Here is a 19,437-nt window from a genome sequence, read left to right on the forward strand (position 1 = left end):
TTTCAGAGAAAGTGTTTGACGACCTGCTCTTCGAGGCCGACAAAGCGCACGAGCTGGCGTGAACCGTCAGGAAATTGCTTGATGACGTGGCCGTCAGGGGTATCGGTGTGACGGAAATAGATCGGTCGATCAATCGTCCCGGGCCGATGCTTGGGAAGCAGACTTTCCAGCGACGGCTCCACCGTCCACGGATCGTCCCGTTCTTCGGATGTCAGCATGTTGGTCGCCTAGGGTTTCGGAAATGGGTGATGAAGCATAACTTCCGTGAACAACCGTGGAAAGTTCGTAATACTTAAATCTGATTCTTTGACCGATCGTTCGTTCGCTTTAGCGTTTGCCCCCCTCACAGGAACATCTGGACTGTGGGCAACAACCTACAAAACTCGGGGCGTCATCATCGTTTCATATGGCGTCGGTAGGCGCTGCCGACGCGGCCCCGTGCTTCGGCGGCTCTCTGGTCTTGGCTCTGCAAATTGCGTAGAATCGCGGCTCGCTCGGGCGGCCGTTGGCGTCACCCGGGAGTCGGTCACTCGCCGTAGCACAATGGATAGTGCACGCGCCTCCTAAGCGTGAGATACAGGTTCGATTCCTGTCGGCGGGACCAGCAGATACGACGAAGCCAGGCAACACGCCTGGCTTTTGTTTTTTGCCCGCACGAAACAACGAGGCCCGCCACATACGGGCGGGCCTATGGCTGCGGATGGCCCCGGGCCATCTAGGTCAGCACCGGCAGCGCTTCAAGCACGAGCAGCCCGATCAGCACCCCGATGATCGTCAACAGCACGCGAATCCCTACTCGCGCGCCTCGAATCACCAGTGGCGCAGACGCCAGTCCAATCACGCCCGCAACGCAAACGGCGAGCAACAGGTACAGGTTGGAGAAGGCCATCGGGAATTCCATCATCCGCCCCTTTCCGGCCGTGAGCATGGCCGGTCTTTTGAGTATAGGCCGCAGGTTCAATCGGGCAAGCGGCGGCGCGGGCACATACATCAGTGGCGCCGGTATTTTTGCGCACTGCAAAAATACGTGCTATAGTTCGTGGCTTGGCTGCTTACTGCCGTATTTTTCGGTCCGCGGTGGGTCGATGGCTGGTATCAAAATCAGTGTCATCGCCAGAATCCCCGTCCGTTGCATGCATGCGCAGCCGATTGCCATTGTGCTTGGCATCGTCTCCGATCTCCCGCGTGGATTCACATCACGCCGAAGGGACCGCCGCCCCACCTCGCTGACCTGTTCAGCTTGAGGCCGGCCCACTCCCCCGCCTGTCCGTTCTGCAGCCCGTCTGTCGAACCGGCCTTATCCGATTGGCGCCGACGCCCGTGATTAACCGGTCGCCGTATCCCATTTCCGTCGTCTGCATCCGTTGATGTAGCGGCGCGGCAGCCTTACTACCTATTCGACATGACGCAGCCTCAAGACGGCAGCGGCGCTATTGCGCACGCTGAAACCAGCAACACCAATACCGAAAACCTCATCGCCGAAACCGCGACCCGTGCCAGCGCCTTTGCTGCACTGGGCCTGGACGACCGCATCGTCCGTGCGCTGGGCGAAGTGAACTACACCACGCCGACGCCAGTTCAGGCGCAAGCCATTCCGGCCTGCCTGTCGGGCCGCGACCTGCTGGTCACGAGCCAGACCGGTTCGGGCAAGACCGCCGCGTTCATTCTGCCGGCCATCCAGCGCATCAGCGAGCAGCCTGAGCCGCAGCGTCCGCGCATGGACGGCCCGCCGCAACGCATGAAGGGCCGCCGCCCCCGCCCGGCACCGGCCAAGCCGTCGCTGCTGGTGCTCACGCCCACGCGCGAACTGGCCCTGCAAGTAACCACCGCCACCGCACAATACGGCCGTCATCTGCGCCGCATCGTCTGCGCGAGCATCTTGGGCGGCATGCCCTACCCGAAGCAGCTCGACATGCTGGCACGCATGCCGGACATCATCATCGCCACGCCGGGCCGCCTGCTGGACCACATCGACTCGGGCCGCATCGACCTGTCGGCACTCGACATGCTCGTCTTTGACGAAGCCGACCGCATGCTGGACATGGGCTTCTCGGATGACATCGAAGCCATCGTCGGCGCCACGCCGGCCACGCGCCAGATGCTGATGTTCTCGGCAACGATGGACCGCCGCATCGAGCAACTGGCCGAGCGCATGATGCGCGAGCCGCAGCGTATCGAAATCGCCGCCGCGAAAATCGACCAAAGCAACATCGAAGAGCGCCTGCACTTCACCGACGACATGTCGCACAAGCAGCAGCTACTGGATCACCTGCTGCGCGATGCGTCGCTCAAGCAAGCCATCGTCTTCACGGCGACCAAGCGTGATGCCGATTCGCTGGCCGAACGCCTGACCGAGCACGGTTTCTCCGCTGGCGCGTTGCACGGCGACATGCATCAGGGCGCACGTAACCGTACGCTGACGGCGCTGCGCCGCGGCCAGTTGCGCGTGCTGGTGGCCACCGACGTGGCGGCCCGCGGCATCGACGTGCCGGACATCACGCACGTGGTCAACTTCGACCTGCCCAAGCAAGCTGAAGATTATGTGCACCGCATCGGCCGTACGGGCCGCGCGGGCCGCAGCGGCATCGCCATTAATCTGGTGAACCACAACGACACGTTCCAATGGCGCCGTATCGAGCGCTTCGTTGATCGCCGCATCGACGCATCGGTGGTTGAGGGCCTGGAGCCGAAGCGCTCGGCCAAGCCCCGCACTGGTGGCCCGCGTGCCGGCGGCGACCGTGGCGGCTACCGTGGAAACGGTGGTAACGGCGGCGGTTATCGCGGCCAGCGTGAAGGCTACGGCGCACGCCAAGGCGGCAACGGTGGCAATAGCGGCAACAACGAAGGCCGCTTCCAACGCAGCTTCGGCGGCGACCGCGACGGCTTTGCTCCGCGCCGCGACGACCGCAACGGCAACGGCGGCGGCTACCAAGGCGCCCAACGCGAATGGAACCGCGACGACCGCGCCCCGCGTCCGTCGTATGGCCAAGGCCAGCAAAACCGTGGCGACTGGCAACAACGCCCCGCGCGTACGCAAGGCCCGCAAGACGGCAACCGTGGCTACGGCAACAGCGCCGGCACCGGCACCGGTGGCGGTTATGGCAATCGTGATGGCAACCGTGAAGGCGCCGCCCCGCGTCGCTTCGGCGACAACAACGGCGGCAGCCGCTTCGGCGACGGTGGCAACGGCGCGCAGCGTCGCAGCTACGGCAATCGCGACGGCAACCGCGACAGCTATGGCAGCAAGGGCCGTTCGCGCGATTTCGATCGTTGATCGTTGATCGATGAGGGGTCATCTTTTCCGGATGGCCTTAGCAGACAGCCAACAAAAAACCCCACGTCTAACAGCGTGGGGTTTTTTGCTTCTTGGGCAACGCCGGTCAATCGCGACTCGACTTGCCGGTCGTGCCCGAAAAGGCTTACATCACAGCGCACAGGTTCGGAAGCCAACAAAGACGTCATCACGCTCCGGCAGCAGGAAGCCCCGGAAACGCGGGTGACGGGTGCGTTGCGGCGTATGTGCGGCAGCGCCTCGCACCGCCTGCATCGTCATGAAGTGCGGCGCCGACAGGCTCGCCACACGACCGCGCGGCATGCCCGGTACAAAATCCGGATACGGCTCGAACGGCGACGACGTCCACTCCCACACCTGCCCCCAATGAAAGCCGGCCCGACCCTGCACCGCGGCCATCTCCCATTCGTCTTCGGTCGGTAAGCGACGGCCGGCCCAGCGGCACCACGCCTGGGCTTCGTACAGGCTCACATGGCGCACGGGTTCGTCGCGGTTGATCGTACGTGCCTGACCGTAGCGCAGTGCCTGCCAGGTACGCGTGGCGGGATCGCGCTGCCAACCCAGCGGCGCTGATCGCTCCTGCATCATCAGCCACTCCATGCCGGCCGGCGACCACCATTGCGGATGGTCGTAACCGCGGTCTTCGATGAACTCCAGGTATTGGCCATTCGTGACCGGCTGCGCATCGATCTCGAATGCGGGCACATACGTGCGGTACGGCGGACACTCGTTGTCGAAGAAGAACCCATCGGCGTCTGGCCAGCCCATCTGGAAGCGGCCGCCGGGCAACGACAGTGTCTGCGCAGCCGGCACGGCCACGGCGGCCAGCGGCGGCTGGCCAGCGGGCTGCAGGCCCAACACCTGCAGCAGGCCGTGCAGATGTTCGGCGCGCAGGTCTTCGTGGAACACAGCCCAGCGGAACGGTTCGAGCGCCGCATCGTCATCACTGCCGAGCGTGGCGAGCTTGCGCAGCACGCGGTCGAGCACGTCATGCGCGTACTGCTTGATCGCGGCAATGCCGGGCAGCGTCAGCTCCCAGCACGCTTCTGGCGGCATGCGATCCATGTCGAAGAAGGCGTCGGCGCCATCAAGTGCGGCGGGCAACGTAGCTTGCCACAGCGCCAAGTCCCACTCGGTACCGGCGCCGTCTTCGATGGTGTCGCTGCCGTTGCGCCGCGGTTCGCGCAGGCACCAGAACTCTGCAAACCAGGCCAGTTGGCCGAGTGTCCAGAGCGGCGGAGCGTGATGCTCCACGCGTTCAATCTGCCAGCCGCGCTGCGTATCCCCGAAGGCCGACAACAGCGCCAGCGTGCGGTTGCGCGCATCGACCAAGCTGTGCGCGATGCCCTGGCGCGGCAAGCGGCGGCCATCGGTCCAGTCGGGAAGCGATCCGATGAAGGTCGGATCAGGGAGCATGAAGAATTCAGCCATCGCGGCAAACCTCGGGCAGGAATCGATCCATTATCGCACCGGCCTGCCAGGCGCCGCGTTCGTGCCTAACGGCCTACGCTCGCATGGCAGACGGCAAAGTCGCCGCCGGTGTCAGTCCAGGCATGCAGATCCTCGAACCCGGCATCGGCAAACATCACTTGAAGGCTCGCCAAGTCGTACTTGACGGAGTTCTCGGTGTGCATGCGGTCGCCGGCGGCGAAGGCGCGGGCTTGCTTGTCCCATCGCACCGTTACATCGCGACGAGCTTCTAGGTGCATCTCAACGCGATGGGCTTCTGGGCGGTACAGCGCGACATGGCGCCAATCCCGCACGTCGAAATCCGCCCCCAGGAGCCGATTCAGGTTGCGCAGCACGTTCAGGTTGAACGCGGCGGTCACACCGAGCGGATCGTCGTAAGCGGCTTCGAGCCGTTGGGCGTCTTTGATAAGGTCGATGCCGATCAGCACGCTGTCGCCAGGCGCGGAAGCCTCGTGCAGGCGTGAGAGAAATGCCCTCGCCTCTTCCGGCGTGAAATTGCCAAGGCTCGAACCGGGGTAGAACCACACGCGGCGCCCGTCGCCCACGGCATCAGGCAACACCAGCGGTGCGCACAGATCGGCGCCAATGCCGACCATCGGCAATTGCGGATGCTGACGCGCAAGCCCACGCAGCGTATCGCGCAGAAAATCCGCCGAGATGTCGATCGCCACATAACGGGACGGCGCAAGCGTACGGAACAGGCGTGCGGCCTTCTCGCAATTGCCGGCGCCCAGGTCGATCAAAGTGGCGCCGCGACCTACGCGCATCGCGATCTCGGCCGCGTGCAGGCTGAAGATGGCGGCTTCGGTGCGCGTCGGGTAATACTCGGGCAGGTCGGTAATCGCTTCGAACAGACGCGAGCCGAGGGCATCGTAGAAGAACTTCGGGCTGATATTGGCCGCGGGCGAAAGCAGGCCAGTCTCCGCCTCGGCACGCAGTGCAGCGTCGTCTTCCGTAAAGAGCTGGTAGAAAGTCAGGCCCGCGCCAATAGCGTCGACCGTGGGCTGGGGCTGGATCAGACGAGCCAGCGCGCGGCGGGCATAGGCATCGGCGGACGGCTTGGTGGCCTGCATGGTGTCTCCCGTTGTGGGTGGAACGGCACGGTGCTGCATGGTCATGAGGGCCGTTGACAGCGAGAAATGTGCCATCGCGCCTATGCCATCACCGCACGTCGGTGACGCGCGGATGAAATTGCAGCGTAGACGCCGCTTTGTGACAGCGCCACCGTTCTTTCGCCGGAGGCTGCCACAACGCGGCATCGCGCTAATCGTAAAAATCACCCGCACCGCTGAAAAAATCACGCACACCTTGCTGCTAGGCCAACGTTGCGTTTTTGCAGCGCACAATCCGCTCGCTGCGATATAATGCGGGCTTCCTCAAAGGGGAGTAGCTCGGGGGTTCTTCAGCCCCAGGCACGATCGTCATGACGAAGCCCACGCTTCCGGTCGTGCCGGCACCAGCAGGTTCCTAACCTGTTCGTGTCGAGCAAGACCTTTGCAACCGGATTTCATGGTCTGCAAAGCGTCTCGCCCCAGCATTCCATGCAGTTCGGTCAACCGATTTTTATTGTTGTTTGACTTGGAGCCACCATGGAATGGTTGTCTGACATCTTCACCATGCAGTTTGCCGCCGCGCTGGCGTCGATCATCGTGATCGACCTCGTGCTTGCGGGCGATAACGCCATCCTCATCGCGCTGGCCGCGCGCAACCTGCCGCCCGCGCTACAGAAGAAAGCCATCATGTGGGGCGCCGCGGGCGCCATCATCGTGCGTGCGCTAATGACGCTGGCAGTGGTGTGGCTGCTGAAGATTCCAGGCCTGATGCTGGTGGGCGGCTTGGCGCTGGTGTGGATCGCATGGAAGCTTCTGGCTGACGACGGCCAGGGCGGCGATGAACACGGCGCGGGCAGCACCACGCTGATGGGCGCCATGAAGACCATCATCATCGCCGATGCAGTGATGGGCATCGACAACGTGCTCGCCATTGCCGGTGCATCGCATGGCAGCTTCCTGCTGGTGGTGCTGGGTCTGTTGATCAGCGTGCCGGTCGTCGTGTGGGGTAGCGGCGTGGTACTGCGCCTGATCGAACGCTTCCCGGTCATCATCTACGGCGGCGCCGCTGTGCTGGCTTATACGGCCGCGCACATGATCGTGGCCGAACCGGTTCTCAAGGCGTTCTTTGCCGCACAGCCGCCGCTTAAGTGGGCAGTGTATGTGGTGGTGTTCGTGGTCGTGTTGGGCGGCGGCTGGCTTGTCCAACGTCGCCGCCAACAACCCGCCTAAGCCAGGATCGGCTGACCGGCAAGCACGCGTGCCAGCTTGGCGCGATCAATGTTGCCGCCGGTCAGCGGCAGGCCGACACGCAGGCCCGCAATCCGCTCCCGCTGCTGCCATGCCCCCGCAAGGGCGGCGGCGGCGGCGCCCTCCGCCACGTTGTGCGTGGTAGAAAAGTACAGCCGAATAGCCTCCGCCACATCGTCATCCGTCACCGCAATGATCTCGTCGACGCCGGCGCGGATCACCTCAAGCGCCTTCGCATCCGGTGTGCGGCATGCAAGCCCGTCAGCCAGCAGCGTCGACACCGGCGCCGACACCACGGTACCGCTTGCAAACGACTGCTCGTAGCATCGGGCATGTGCTGACACGACGCCGACAATGCGTGTCGACAGACCCAACACATCGCGGGCCCGCACCGCCGCGCAAATCCCCGAGCCCATGCCGATCGGCACGTAGACCACATCCAGCGGCGTGGCCTCAAGAAACTCCAGCCAGTAGCTCGCCACCCCGACGACCAGATCGTCGTGATACGAGGGCACAAAGTGCAAACCACGTTCACCGGCCAATTGATCGGCGAACTCGCGGCTTGCCTGGAAGTCATCACCCGCTTCAATAAGCTCTGCGCCAAGTGCACGCATGGCGGCATTCTTCTCCACGCTATTGCCATGTGGCACGACGATGGTGACGGCGATACCGTTCCCGCGCGCCGCCAATGCAATCGACTGACCGTGATTACCGCGCGTCGCCGCAATCACACCGCGCACCTCTGGCTCACGTTGGCGCAAGGCATGCAGATAAGTCAGCCCGCCCCGCACCTTGAACGTGCCCACTTCGGTGTGGTTTTCATGCTTAACCCACACCGCCGCCCCCATCGCTTCCGAGAGCAACGGCCAGCAGTACTGCGGGGTCGGCGCAATCGCCGCATGGACCACGTTGGCGGCTGCGCGAAGAGAGCGCAATTCGGCGGCACGGGTGGTCGAAGCCTGGGTAGCCATAGACGACACGGTGTTTCTCCGGCGGACAGTTGAAAGTGATGTGGCGATCTTGCCAGCGTTGCCTGCCAGGCAACATCGACAATTCTGCGCTTTGCCAGTCCTACCGTGCCGCTCATCCGGCCGGGCCAGTTTCCGGACACTGCCGGTACAGTCGGCGCCGCGCGGCTCACGTTACAATGCGGCTCACCTGATATCCGACGCCCCCGCCTTCTCGCCCGCGCTCGCATGAAGCCATATCTCGACCTGATGCGCCATGTCTACGAACATGGCACCGACAAAGCCGACCGCACCGGCACCGGCACGCGCTCCGTGTTTGGCCACCAGATGCGCTTCAACCTGCAGGACGGCTTTCCGCTGGTGACCACCAAGAAGGTCCACATCAAGTCCATCGTCTATGAACTGCTGTGGTTCCTCCAAGGCTCGACCAACGTGCGCTGGCTGCAAGACAACGGCGTGACGATCTGGGACGAATGGGCTGACGCCGACGGCGAGCTGGGCCCCGTATACGGTTCCCAATGGCGCTCCTGGCCGACGCCCAACGGTGAACACATCGACCAGATCGCCGAACTGATCGCCCAGATCAAGCGCAACCCCGATTCACGCCGGCTGATTGTTTCCGCCTGGAACGTGGCCGAGATCCCGCGCATGAAGCTGCCGCCCTGCCACGCGTTCTTCCAGTTCTATGTGGCTGACGGCAAGCTCTCGTGCCAGCTCTACCAGCGCAGTGCGGATATCTTCCTCGGCGTGCCGTTCAACATTGCCAGCTACGCGCTGCTGGTGCACATGGTTGCGCAGCAGACTGGCCTCGATGTGGGCGACTTCGTCTGGACGGGCGGCGATTGCCACCTCTATAGCAACCACTTCGAACAGGTCGAGACGCAACTCGCACGTGAGCCGCTGCCGTTGCCAAAGCTGCACATCAAGCGTAAGCCTGAAAGCATCTTCGACTACCAGTACGAAGACTTTGAGATCGTCGGCTACCAAAGCCACGCTGCCATCAAAGCACCGGTGGCCGTGTAACCGTATGACCATCCTGACGCTCATCGTCGCCCGCGCCCGCAATGGCGTGATTGGCCGCGACAACACCCTGCCCTGGCGCCTGCCCGAAGATCTCGCCCACTTCAAGCGCACGACCATGGGCGCACCCATCGTGATGGGCCGCAAGACGTACGATTCGATCGGCCGCCCGCTGCCAGGCCGGCGCAACATTGTCGTCACGCGTAATGCCAAGCTCGAGCTGCCGGGCTGCGAGATCGCCTACTCGATGGAAGATGCGCAGCGTCTGTGCGTAGGCGCCGAGCAGATCTTCCTGATCGGTGGCGCGCAACTGTATGCGGATGCCCTCCCGAGCGCAGACCGCCTGATCGTCACGGAAATCGACGCCGATTTCGAAGGCGACGCGCACTTCCCCGCGCCCGACCCGAAGCTCTGGCACGAGGTCGCACGCGAGACGCACCACGCGGCAGCGCCCAACGATTTCGACTACGCGTTCGTTACGTATGAACGTCCGCCATCGGACGAGCAGTAACCAGCGGCAGGCAATAAAAAACGCGCTCAGTTTCGAGCGCGTTTTTTATTTAGGCAGTGACGATTTATTCGCCGGCGATCGTCATCTGTTCGATCAAGATCGAGCCAGTTTCCTTCGTACCACGCACGAGCGCATCGGCTCCGATGGCAACGATCTGGCGGAACATCTCACCCAGGTTGCCGGCAATCGTGATCTCCTCCACCGGATATTGAATCACGCCATTTTCGACCCAGTAGCCCGACGCGCCGCGCGAGTAATCACCCGTCACGTAGTTCACGCCCTGGCCCATCAGTTCGGTGACCAGCAAGCCCGTGCCCATGCGGCGCAGCATGCCGGCAAAGTCGTCTTCTGGCGTGGTCTTGTCGGAGAACAACGTCAGGTTGTGCGAGCCGCCGGCATTGCCCGTGGTTTGCATGCCCAGCTTGCGCGCGGAATACGTCGACAGGAAGTAGCCTTCCACCACGCCGTTCTTCACCACATCGCGGCGCTGCGTGCGTACGCCTTCCTCATCGAACGGAGCGCTGCCCATTCCGTTGAGGACGTGTGGGTCTTCTGTGATCTGCACATGCGGCGCGAAAACTTCCTTGCCCAGCGTATCGAGCAGGAACGTCGACTTGCGATACAACGCGCCGCCCGACACCGCCTGTACAAAGGCGCCCAGCAAACCTGCAGCCAGCGGCGCCTCGAACAACACGGGGCACTTGCGCGTTGTCAGCCGACGCGCGGACAAACGCGCCAGCGCACGTTCTGCCGCGTACTTGCCGATCGCTTCGGGCGCAGCCAGATCGTCCGGCGAGCGCTTGGACGAATACCAATCGTCGCGCTGCATATGCGCGCCCGAACCGGCGATCGGCGCAGCAGAAATGAAGTGACGCGAATACGGGTAGCCCGCCATGAAACCGCGCGACGTGGCCAGCACGAAGTGCGAATGCTGCGCCGAGATGCTCGAGCCGTCGCTGTTGCGGATCTTCGGGCTTACGGCAAAGGCAGCAGCTTCCGCGGCGCGAGCGATCTCCACGGCGGCTTCCGCGTCGATCATCCACGGGTGATAGAGCTGCAGGTCTTGCGGGTGTTTCTCCAGCAGTTCTTCTTCTGCCAAGCCGGCACAATCATCGTCGGCGGTGAAGCGCGCAATGTTGTAGGCAGCCTCGACGGTGGACCGCAGTGCCGCCGGCGAAAAGTCCGACGTGCTGGCGTTGCCGCGTTTCTTGCCGAGCATGACCGTCACGCCAACGATCTTGTCGCGGTTCTGCTCGATGGTCTCGATCTCGCCCTTGCGCACCGTGACCGACAGGCCTTGGCCTTCGGAGATTTCCGTTGCGGCATCGGAGGCGCCGAGTTCGCGTGCAATGCGGAGCACATCGGTGGCCATCTCCTCGAGCTGTTCGCGGCGGTAGGCAAACACAGGGGCGGTCTTGGAATCGAGCGTTTGAGACATAGGCAATGGAGGGGAGAAACGGGCGCCGCGATTTTGCCAAAAGCAGGCAAGAACTGGCGAAAGTGCCCATCATAGCAAGATACAATGCGCGCCATGAGCCGAGCATCCCGACACAACCCCACGTATCTCCAACCCGTCGTGCGCACCGACATCGGTGACGAGGACGATCCGGATACGCCCAAGAGCAAATCGCAGCGCAAACGCGAGGTAAACGCCTTGCAAGACCTGGGCACTGCCCTGGAAGCGCTGCCCAAGGACAAACTCGCCAAGGTACCGCTGCCCGAAAAGCTGCTCGACGCCCTGCGCGAAGCCAAACGCACCACCGCCCATGAAGGCAAGCGCCGCCAGATGCAGTACATCGGCAAGCTGATGCGCACCTTGACCGACGAGGAAGTGGAGGCCATTCGCCGCGTCCTGGCCACCTTCGTTGGCGCCTCGAAAGCGGAAACCGCGCGCCTGCATGCCATGGAGCGTTGGCGCGACCGCCTGATCGCCAGCGACGACGCCGTTACCGAGTTCATTGCAGCGCACCCGGATTCCGACGTGCAGGCGCTGCGTACGCTGGTGCGCAATGCGCGCAAGGAAGCGCAGTTGGCCAAGCCGCCCAAGTCGTCGCGTGAGCTGTTCCAGATGGTCAAGCAGGCCCTGGCCGGCAATGATCGTGATGAAGACGACGCCGATCAACCCGAAGCCGAAGACGACGAAGCATGACTGCCTCTGCCCCCTCCGCGTCGATCACTCGCCGCCACGCCGATGAGCTGGTCCTCGGTTTTGTGTCGATTTCGGACCGCGCCTCGGCCGGCACGTATCAGGACGAAGGGATTCCCGCGCTGCGGGACTGGTTTGGCACCGCGCTCTCATCGCCGTGGCAAGGGGTGGAGCGGCTGATTCCGGACGATCAAGCGGCGATTGCCGAAACACTGATCGACCTCGTCGATCATGTCGGCTGCGATCTGGTGCTCACCACGGGCGGCACCGGCCCGACGCGCCGCGATGTGACGCCCGAGGCCACGCTGGCCGTCGCCACGAAGGAAATGCCGGGTTTTGGCGAGCAGATGCGCCAGATCAGCCTGCATTTCGTTCCGACGGCGATTCTGTCGCGTCAGGTGGCGGTGATCCGCGAAACGCCGTCGCGCGCCACGCTGATCATCAACCTGCCTGGTCAGCCGCGCGCCATCAAGGAAACGCTGGAAGGCGTGAAGGATGTGGAAGGCCGCGCCACCGTGCCGGGCATCTTTGCGGCCGTGCCGTACTGCATCGACCTGATCGGCGGCCCATATGTCGAGACGCACGACAGCGTGGTCAAGGCCTGGCGGCCCAAGCATGCTGTGCGCCCAAAACCGCTGCAGGTTTAACGCTTACGGGGCCACCGAAGACGCCAGCGCTTCAGCGTCCGGCGTTTGCGGCACGTCGCGGATGAAGTGCTCGCGGTAATAGCGCAGTTCTTCGATCGATTCGATGATGTCTGCGAACGCCGTGTGCCGCTGGTGCTTCGTAAAGCCCTTGGCAATGGCCGGCTGCCAGCGCTTGCAGAGCTCCTTGAGCGTAGAGACGTCCAGGTTGCGGTAGTGGAAATACTCCTCCAGCTTGGGCATGTAGCGCGCCATGAAGCGGCGGTCCTGGCAGATGGAGTTGCCGCACATTGGCGACTTGCTCTTCGGCACCCACTTCTTGAGGAAAGCCAGCAGTTCCGCTTCCGCTTCCGCTTCGGTCGTGGTGGATGCCTTGACCTTGTCGATCAGGCCCGAACGCCCGTGCGTGCCCTTGTTCCAGGCGTCCATGCCGTCGAGTAGCTCGTCGGACTGATGAATCACCAGCACCGGACCTTCAGCAAGAATGTTCAGCTCCGAATCCGTCACCACCACGGCCACTTCGATGATGCGGTCGTTCTCAGGGCTCAGGCCGGTCATCTCCATGTCGAGCCAAACGAGGTTGTTATCGCTTTTGGCGGCAACGCGGCTGGGGGTGGACGGGGATGCGGCGGACGGGGAAACGGCGGTACTCACGGGGGTGCTCACTCAAGGGCCTTGAGAAAATGACTGAAGGCTATAATTTTCGCATATCTGATAGGTGTTTCCCCACATGCCCGCCTTTACCGCTGTCTACCTGATCGCCCTTGTATTGATGTCCGCCACGCGCCTGTGGCTGGCCGCGCGGCAAGTCCGTTACGTGGCGCGTCACCGCGACGCCGTGCCTGGGCAGTTTGCCGAGTCGATCACACTGGACATGCACCGCAAGGCCGCGGACTACACCATCGCCCGCACCCGTCTGGCGATGCTGGAAGTGCCGGTTCAGGCCGCGCTGCTGATCGCCCTGACGCTGCTCGGCGGGCTGAACTGGATCAACCAGGCGTGGCTGGGCGTGTTTGGCCCCGGTTATGCGTATGGCGTGGCGCTGATCGCATCGGTCATCGTGATCAGCAGCGTGATCGAGTTGCCGTTTTCGCTGTACGCACAGTTCGTCGTCGAGGAGCGTTTCGGCTTCAACCGCATGACGTTCAAGCTTTGGCTGGCCGACAACCTCAAGGGCTTGGCCATCGGTACCGTGCTGGGTCTGCCGCTGCTGCTGGCGGTGCTCTGGCTGATGGACAAGATGGGCGCGCACTGGTGGCTGTACACCTGGGTCGTGTGGATGGCGTTCATGCTGTTTGTTCAGGCCATCTACCCGAACGTCATCGCGCCGCTCTACAACAAGTTCACCCCGCTGCAGGACGAGGAAATGCGCTCGCGCATCGAAAGCCTGCTCAAGCGCTGCGGCTTCGCCAGCAAGGGCCTCTTCGTGATGGACGGCAGCCGCCGCAGCGCCCACGGCAACGCCTACTTCAGCGGCTTTGGTGCAACCAAGCGCATCGTCTTCTTCGATACGCTGCTAGCCCGCCTGAACCCGTCCGAAATGGAAGCCGTGCTCGCGCATGAGCTGGGCCATTTCAAGCGCCACCACATCACCAAGCGCATCGCCGTGACGTTCGTGCTGAGCCTCGGTGCCCTGGCGCTGCTCGGCTGGCTCATGACGCGCACGTGGTTCTACCTGGGCCTAGGCGTCGCGCCCAACCTGTTCTCCGACAACCATGCGCTGGCGCTGATGCTGTTTTTCCTGGTCCTGCCGGTGTTCACGTTCTTCGTGTCGCCGCTGGCGAGCCTGTCGTCGCGCAAGGACGAGTACGAAGCGGATGCCTTTGCCGCCGAGCACGCCGACGCAAATCAACTCGTCTCGGCGCTGGTCAAGCTGTTCCAGGACAACGCATCGACGCTCACGCCGGACCCGGTCTACTCAACGTTCTACTATTCGCACCCGACTGCATCGCAGCGCGTGGAGCGCCTGGTGCAGGCCCGCACAGCATGACGCGCGGCAAACCGAGCCGCGCTCATAAGCAGGCCGCCACCGGCGAACACGGGCTCGTCATCGCCGCACACGGGCGCCATTACCTGGTGGAACGCGAGGGCGGCGGCTTCCTGCAATGCTTCCCGCGCGGCAAACGCAGCGAATGCGCTGTCGGCGATCGGGTGGTCTATGAAGCCACCGCCGTCGACCAGGGCGTCGTCGTGCGGGTTGACGAGCGCCGCAACCTGCTCCACCGCTCCGACCAGTTCAAATCGAAGGTGCTGGCGGCGAACCTGGATCAAGTCATCATCATGCTCGGCACCGAGCCCAGCTTTTCGGAAGACCTGCTCGGCCGCGCGCTCGTCGCAGCAGAATCCCTTGGTCTCACCCCACTCATCCTGCTCAACAAGATCGACCTGACCGCGCGGCTGGAGACGGCTCGCTCACGCCTGGCGCTCTATCGGGACCTGGGTTACACCATTGTGGAACTGACGGTGCATGGTGCGCCGGACGCCGCGCACGCCGCGCTCGAACCGCACGTGACCGGGCGCGCTTCGATCCTGATCGGGCAGTCGGGTATGGGCAAGTCGTCGCTGCTGAACCTGCTGATTCCGGGTGTGGATGCGCAAACGCGCGAGATCTCCGAAAAGCTGGATTCCGGCAAGCACACAACCACGTTCACACGGCTCTATCACCTCCCTACTGAATGGGGCCAGGGCGGCGTGCTGATCGACTCGCCGGGCTTTCAGGAGTTCGGTCTGCATCACTTGAGCGAAGGGATGCTGGAACGCGCCTTTCCCGAGTTCCGCCCGCGCCTGACCGAGTGCCGCTTTTATAACTGCCGGCACCTGCAAGAGCCCGGCTGTGGCATTCTGGGCGCGATTGCCGAAGGCAAGATCGATCCACGGCGGCACCAGCTTTACGCGCAACTGCTGCACGAATCGGAGCAACAGAAGCCTTGGTAACGGCTTCGTAACACGTTCGGGGGGCTGGGATGAAGTTGCTGATCAGCAGTTCATCGCTCGGCATGGCCGCACACTGGCAGAACGTGCTGGCTGCAGCCGGCATCCGCACCGAGCTGCGCAACATTTACCTGAGCAGCGTAGCGGGTGACGTTCCGCCGCAGGACTGCGCGGCGCAAGTCTGGCTCGTGAACCCGGAGCAGGAAGCGCAGGCCCGAGCGCTGATCGATCAGGCGCAGCACCCGCCCACCGGGCCGGCATGGCGTTGCGTGCATTGCGGAGAGAGTCACGAGCCGCAGTTCGCCCAGTGCTGGCGCTGCGGCAAAGATCGCGAGGATGCGGCCTGATTGATCGTTCAGCAGCTAGGCGAGCCGCATCAGCCCAGCCACACGGCAATCGACAGCATCGCCAGCAGCAGCATCCACAGCACCACCGCGCGCCACACTAGTCCCACAGCCGACTGCAGCGTGCGTACACTTGGCTCCTGCCCCACTTCCATTGGATAGGCGCCGTCTTCGTCGGCAATGCTATCGGCAGAATCGCGTTGTGGAATGGGCGTGCCCAGACGCACGCCGAGTGCACCGCCGCCGGCGGCCAGCAGGATGCCATTCACTTCATCGTTCCACTTGGCAGCGCGGTTGCGCCACGCGTACACGGCATCTTCAAAGTTGCCGACGATGGAGAAGCCAATCGCAGTCAGGCGCGCGGGGATGTAGTCGATGACGAAAAACGCCTGACGGGCGAATAGGCCCAGCGCGGGGCTGCGCTCCGTCGACGTATCGCTCCAGTGGCGAGCGAGGTATTCAGCGCCGCGATACAGCACCACACCCGCCGGCCCAATTGGCACCAGAAACCAGAAGAACACGCCAAACACGTGACGATGCGCCGCCACGATCGCGCATTCGAGCGTATGGCGGACGATCTCGTTGACGGGCATATCGGTCGTGTCCCGGCCCGACCATTCGTTGAGTAGCAGGCGCGCAGTGACAATGTCATCGTTGCGCAGCGCCTCATGGATGTCGGTGAAGTAGTGGCTGAACTGGCGGAAACCGAGCGTCAGATAGACCATCAGCACGTTCCACAGGAACGCCAGCCCAAGGCTGATCGACGACAGCAGATAGTGCACCAGCGCCACGACCACCACGGCCGGCAGCGTGACCACACACCAGGCGAGCACAGCATCGCGACGATGGCCCGTGTCGAACCATTCTTCTGCCCGCGCGGCCAGTGCGCGTACGACGTCGTAGATCGGGTTGTCCCGGCTGAGCGCACGGAACTGTTCAAGAATCAGCGCGCAGAGTACGGAGAAAAAAGTCATTGGAAGGGCGTTGCGAAGGCGTGGATCACGCCGTGGAGGCGATGTGCAAGACGATAGCACACAGCGTGCGCGCAACAGCGCACCTTCGGGCCCATATTCGCGCCGACGCTACGCTGCCAGCAGGTGATACAGGTTGCGCAGCATACCCGCCGTCGCACCCCATATAAAGTGATGACCAGAGTCAGATGCTTGGCCAGATCGCCCAGATCGTCGATAAGGCATCGCATAGAAACGACGCACACGGTCTTCCCACCGCAGCTCGCGCACTTCGTGGTTAGCCGGGTCCATCAAAAAGGCCAGCGGCACTTCAAACACCTCGGCCACTTCACTTGGGTCAGGCTGAAGTGTGAAATCAGGCACCAGCAACCCGACAATCGGGCTCACGTGGAAACCCGTTCCGGTGATGTAGTCAGGCAGGCGACCGATCACTTCAATGTGATCCGCACTGATGCCGACTTCCTCCATCGTTTCGCGCAGCGCGGTATCAACCATGTCCCGGTCAAAGTCCTCGCGCCCGCCGCCCGGAAAACTGACCTGGCCAGCATGTTGGCTAAGCGACGCATTGCGTTGGGTCAGCAGCACCGTCAGACCCGCTTCGCGCTGCACCAGCGGCACCAACACCGCTGCCTCGCGCAACTTGAACGAGGCGTCGATCAAGCGGGATTCATCCGTCTGCTCCGGCTGCCAGTCGGGCGGCATTTGCAGCCGCTCGCGCACGAACTCGGCGGTCAGGCGCGCGACCCCGAGCGCAGGCAATGATGCCTCGGTCGGCACCACCGGCAACTGCTCAGGATCGAACACGGGACGGCGCATCGGATGGGAATGTATGGGTATGGGCCGAAGAAACATATGCGGTCAATCTTCCGCCGCAAAAGAGAAAAAAGGCACCCGAAGGTGCCTTTTCGCAACGCGCGCAGATTACTCCGCTACGGCTTCCTTGCGCTTGAAGGTCAGCTTCTCCTTGATGCGTGCCGACTTGCCCGAGCGTTGGCGCAGGTAGTACAGCTTCGCACGGCGCACATCACCGCGACGCTTCACTTCGATGCTCGCCAGCAGCGGCGAGTACAGCTGGAACGTACGCTCCACGCCTTCGCCCGAGGAAATCTTGCGAACGATGAACGACGAATTCAGGCCACGGTTGCGCTTGGCAATCACGACGCCTTCATACGCCTGCACACGCTTGCGGGTGCCTTCAACGACGTTCACGTTGACGATCACGGTGTCGCCAGGGGCGAACGGGGGGATCGTCTTGTTGGCCGTCAGGCGCTTGATTTCTTCCTGCTCGATTTGCTCGATGATATTCATCTTTTTCTCCTGGACCATCATGCCGGCGTTTTGCCTGATCGGTTGATCGCGGCCCCGGTAGAGGATGGGAACTTCACTTGGTCGAACCTTCCTGTGTGGAAGCCTCTGACCCCTTTGCCGTTATCGCCGCGGCAGCGAGGAAGACCTCATCGCCGCGGGACAACAAACCCTGCTTGCGCGCTACCTCGATCAGATCGGGCCGCTTGCGCATCGTATTCAACAGCGCCTGCTGGCGGCGCCACTTTTCGATCTCGGCATGGTGCCCCCCCAACAGCACATCGGGCACACGCACACCTTCGTACTCTTCCGGCCGCGTGTAGTGCGGGCAATCCAGCAAACCGTTGACGAAGCTGTCTTGCACCGCCGACTGCGCATCGCCCAGCACGCCAGGCAATTGCCGCACTACGGCGTCGATGATTGCCATCGCAGCAATCTCTCCGCCGGAGAGGACGAAATCACCAAGGCTGATTTCCTCATCTACGCGACGGTCGACCAGACGTTGATCGATCGCTTCGTAACGGCCACACAGCAACGTGAGGGCCGGCAGTTGCGCCAGTTCCATCACCCGCTTGTGCGTAAGCGGCTTGCCTTGCGGCGACAGCAGCACCACATGCGACGCCGCAGGCGCTTGCGCCTCCTGAATCGCGTCCAGCGCCGCTTCCAGCGGCTTGGCCAACATCACCATGCCTGGGCCACCGCCGTAAGGGCGGTCGTCCACGGTGCGGTAGTTGTCCGTCGTGAAATCGCGCGGGTTCCAGGTGCGCAACGTGTACACCTGCTGTTTGGCTGCACGGCTGGTGATCCCCCAGTCCGTGAGCGCCCGGAACATGTCCGGAAACAGCGAGACGACGTCGAACTGCATCGCCGAATTCTCCGGCCGCATGTTCAGTAATCCAGACCCCAGTCGACGACGATGCGCTTGCCCGCAACATCCACCGACTTCACGTAAACCTCGACAAACGGCACGAGCCGCTCGACCTCGCCTTCACCGACGATACGCAGGATTTGATGCGCGCCGTTATCGATCAGGCCGCCCACCGTGCCAAGCGTTTCCTCTTGCTCGTTGACGACCGTGGCGCCGATCAGATCGACCCAGTAGAACTCGTCATCGTCCGGCTCGGGAAAATCGGCCCGGCTAACCCACACGGCATAGCCGCGCAGTGCCTCGGCAACATTGCGGTCAGGCGCGGCAGGCGAACCCGCCACCACCGTACCGCTATGCTCACGCGACGTGCCGACGGGAAACACCCGCCAGTCCGCCGACGTTGCCAGTGCGCCAGCAGCCGGCTTGAGCCACCAGGTGCGAGCATTCAGCAGCGCGTCGGCGTCGCCGTGCAACTGGACCTTGATCCAGCCGCGAATACCGTAAGCCCCACCCACATAACCCACCTCGACGAGATCGTCGGGGAGCGCCGGGTTGGAGCCCGCGCCCGGGCGCATGGCTTGCAGCCGTTCGGCAACCTTTTGCGAGGTCGCTTGCGTTGCAGCAGCCACAGGACCGGGCCGTGTCGATGCGGCGCGCGTCACAGCAG

At 63.2% G+C, this 19,437-nt stretch carries 21 protein-coding genes and 1 tRNA gene; 10 read left to right on the forward strand and 12 right to left on the reverse strand.

Features of this window, described 5'->3' with window-relative positions:
- Positions 1-2: 2 nt before the first annotated feature.
- Entirely contained in the window at positions 3-218 is a 216-nt protein-coding gene (locus BM136_RS09745; protein WP_024976225.1) for a hypothetical protein, read from the reverse strand.
- Between the two features lie 311 nt (positions 219-529).
- Between BM136_RS09745 and BM136_RS09750 the strand changes: the two genes are divergently transcribed.
- Positions 530-604, forward strand: a tRNA-Arg gene (locus BM136_RS09750).
- Between the two features lie 111 nt (positions 605-715).
- Here the strand turns inward: BM136_RS09750 and BM136_RS09755 are convergent.
- Positions 716-904, reverse strand: coding sequence for a hypothetical protein (locus tag BM136_RS09755; protein WP_012435166.1), 189 nt, complete (start codon positions 902-904; stop codon positions 716-718).
- A 498-nt stretch (positions 905-1,402) separates the two neighbouring features.
- Here BM136_RS09755 and BM136_RS09760 point away from each other — a divergent pair, with 498 nt between their 5' ends.
- Positions 1,403-3,274: a DEAD/DEAH box helicase gene (locus tag BM136_RS09760; RefSeq protein WP_092971646.1), complete on the forward strand. Its 1,872-nt coding sequence runs from the start codon at positions 1,403-1,405 to the stop codon at positions 3,272-3,274.
- 150 nt (positions 3,275-3,424) lie between these two features.
- On the opposite strand, the gene BM136_RS09765 is transcribed toward BM136_RS09760, so the two are convergent.
- Positions 3,425-4,723: an ergothioneine biosynthesis protein EgtB gene (locus tag BM136_RS09765; RefSeq protein WP_092971647.1), complete on the reverse strand. Its 1,299-nt coding sequence runs from the start codon at positions 4,721-4,723 to the stop codon at positions 3,425-3,427.
- Between the two features lie 65 nt (positions 4,724-4,788).
- A complete protein-coding gene (gene egtD / locus BM136_RS09770) occupies positions 4,789-5,835 on the reverse strand; it encodes an L-histidine N(alpha)-methyltransferase (RefSeq protein ID WP_092971648.1) in 1,047 nt (348 codons plus the stop codon).
- 516 nt (positions 5,836-6,351) lie between these two features.
- Here egtD and BM136_RS09775 point away from each other — a divergent pair.
- Positions 6,352-7,044 (forward strand): TerC family protein, encoded by a 693-nt coding sequence (locus BM136_RS09775; protein WP_092971649.1) that lies wholly within the window; start codon positions 6,352-6,354, stop codon positions 7,042-7,044.
- On the opposite strand, the gene BM136_RS09780 is transcribed toward BM136_RS09775, so the two are convergent.
- Positions 7,041-8,042: a threonine dehydratase gene (locus BM136_RS09780; protein ID WP_092971650.1), complete on the reverse strand. Its 1,002-nt coding sequence runs from the start codon at positions 8,040-8,042 to the stop codon at positions 7,041-7,043. The two genes, BM136_RS09775 and BM136_RS09780, sit on opposite strands and share 4 nt — an antisense overlap.
- A 216-nt stretch (positions 8,043-8,258) precedes the next feature.
- Here BM136_RS09780 and BM136_RS09785 point away from each other — a divergent pair, with 216 nt between their 5' ends.
- Positions 8,259-9,053, forward strand: coding sequence for a thymidylate synthase (locus tag BM136_RS09785; protein WP_092971651.1), 795 nt, complete (start codon positions 8,259-8,261; stop codon positions 9,051-9,053).
- 4 nt (positions 9,054-9,057) lie between these two features.
- Positions 9,058-9,561, forward strand: a complete 504-nt coding sequence (locus BM136_RS09790) for a dihydrofolate reductase (RefSeq protein WP_092971652.1) — start codon at positions 9,058-9,060, stop codon at positions 9,559-9,561.
- 64 nt (positions 9,562-9,625) lie between these two features.
- On the opposite strand, the gene pmbA is transcribed toward BM136_RS09790, so the two are convergent.
- Complete coding sequence (gene pmbA, locus BM136_RS09795) at positions 9,626-10,999, reverse strand: metalloprotease PmbA (RefSeq protein ID WP_092971653.1); 1,374 nt, start codon at positions 10,997-10,999, stop codon at positions 9,626-9,628.
- 93 nt (positions 11,000-11,092) lie between these two features.
- Here pmbA and yjgA point away from each other — a divergent pair, with 93 nt between their 5' ends.
- Both yjgA and mog read left to right on the forward strand, forming a co-directional pair.
- Entirely contained in the window at positions 11,093-11,710 is a 618-nt protein-coding gene (gene yjgA / locus BM136_RS09800; protein ID WP_302848163.1) for a ribosome biogenesis factor YjgA, read from the forward strand.
- Complete coding sequence (gene mog / locus BM136_RS09805) at positions 11,707-12,354, forward strand: molybdopterin adenylyltransferase (protein WP_092971655.1); 648 nt, start codon at positions 11,707-11,709, stop codon at positions 12,352-12,354. The genes yjgA and mog overlap by 4 nt, the downstream gene beginning before the upstream one ends.
- Before the next feature lie 3 nt (positions 12,355-12,357).
- Here the strand turns inward: mog and orn are convergent, their stop codons facing one another.
- Positions 12,358-13,017, reverse strand: a complete 660-nt coding sequence (gene orn, locus BM136_RS09810; RefSeq protein ID WP_092971656.1) for an oligoribonuclease — start codon at positions 13,015-13,017, stop codon at positions 12,358-12,360.
- A gap of 64 nt (positions 13,018-13,081) precedes the next feature.
- Between orn and BM136_RS09815 the strand changes: the two genes are divergently transcribed.
- From BM136_RS09815 to BM136_RS09825, 3 genes are read left to right on the forward strand one after another with little or no spacing between them, the layout of a single operon-like run.
- Entirely contained in the window at positions 13,082-14,341 is a 1,260-nt protein-coding gene (locus tag BM136_RS09815) for a M48 family metallopeptidase (RefSeq protein ID WP_092971657.1), read from the forward strand.
- Positions 14,338-15,285, forward strand: a complete 948-nt coding sequence (gene rsgA, locus BM136_RS09820; RefSeq protein WP_092971658.1) for a ribosome small subunit-dependent GTPase A — start codon at positions 14,338-14,340, stop codon at positions 15,283-15,285. The genes BM136_RS09815 and rsgA overlap by 4 nt, the downstream gene beginning before the upstream one ends.
- A 29-nt stretch (positions 15,286-15,314) precedes the next feature.
- Entirely contained in the window at positions 15,315-15,629 is a 315-nt protein-coding gene (locus BM136_RS09825) for a hypothetical protein (RefSeq protein WP_092971659.1), read from the forward strand.
- Positions 15,630-15,658: 29 nt separating this feature from the next.
- On the opposite strand, the gene BM136_RS09830 is transcribed toward BM136_RS09825, so the two are convergent.
- The 5 genes from BM136_RS09830 to rimM all read right to left on the reverse strand — a co-directional run bounded on the left by BM136_RS09830 (position 15,659) and on the right by rimM (position 19,345).
- Entirely contained in the window at positions 15,659-16,600 is a 942-nt protein-coding gene (locus BM136_RS09830) for a CobD/CbiB family protein (RefSeq protein ID WP_092971660.1), read from the reverse strand.
- A gap of 108 nt (positions 16,601-16,708) precedes the next feature.
- A complete protein-coding gene (locus tag BM136_RS09835) occupies positions 16,709-17,413 on the reverse strand; it encodes a CoA pyrophosphatase (protein ID WP_092971661.1) in 705 nt (234 codons plus the stop codon).
- A 105-nt stretch (positions 17,414-17,518) separates the two neighbouring features.
- Positions 17,519-17,905 carry a 50S ribosomal protein L19 gene (gene rplS, locus BM136_RS09840; protein ID WP_045204485.1) on the reverse strand — a complete coding sequence of 129 codons (387 nt, stop codon included), beginning with the start codon at positions 17,903-17,905 and terminating at the stop codon, positions 17,519-17,521.
- Positions 17,906-17,978: 73 nt separating this feature from the next.
- A complete protein-coding gene (gene trmD, locus BM136_RS09845; protein ID WP_092971662.1) occupies positions 17,979-18,767 on the reverse strand; it encodes a tRNA (guanosine(37)-N1)-methyltransferase TrmD in 789 nt (262 codons plus the stop codon).
- Positions 18,768-18,790: 23 nt separating this feature from the next.
- Positions 18,791-19,345 carry a ribosome maturation factor RimM gene (gene rimM, locus BM136_RS09850; RefSeq protein WP_092971885.1) on the reverse strand — a complete coding sequence of 185 codons (555 nt, stop codon included), beginning with the start codon at positions 19,343-19,345 and terminating at the stop codon, positions 18,791-18,793.
- Positions 19,346-19,437: the final 92 nt, after the last annotated feature.

The sequence above is a fragment of the Ralstonia sp. NFACC01 genome, assembly GCF_900115545.1.
Classification (GTDB): domain Bacteria; phylum Pseudomonadota; class Gammaproteobacteria; order Burkholderiales; family Burkholderiaceae; genus Ralstonia; species Ralstonia mojiangensis.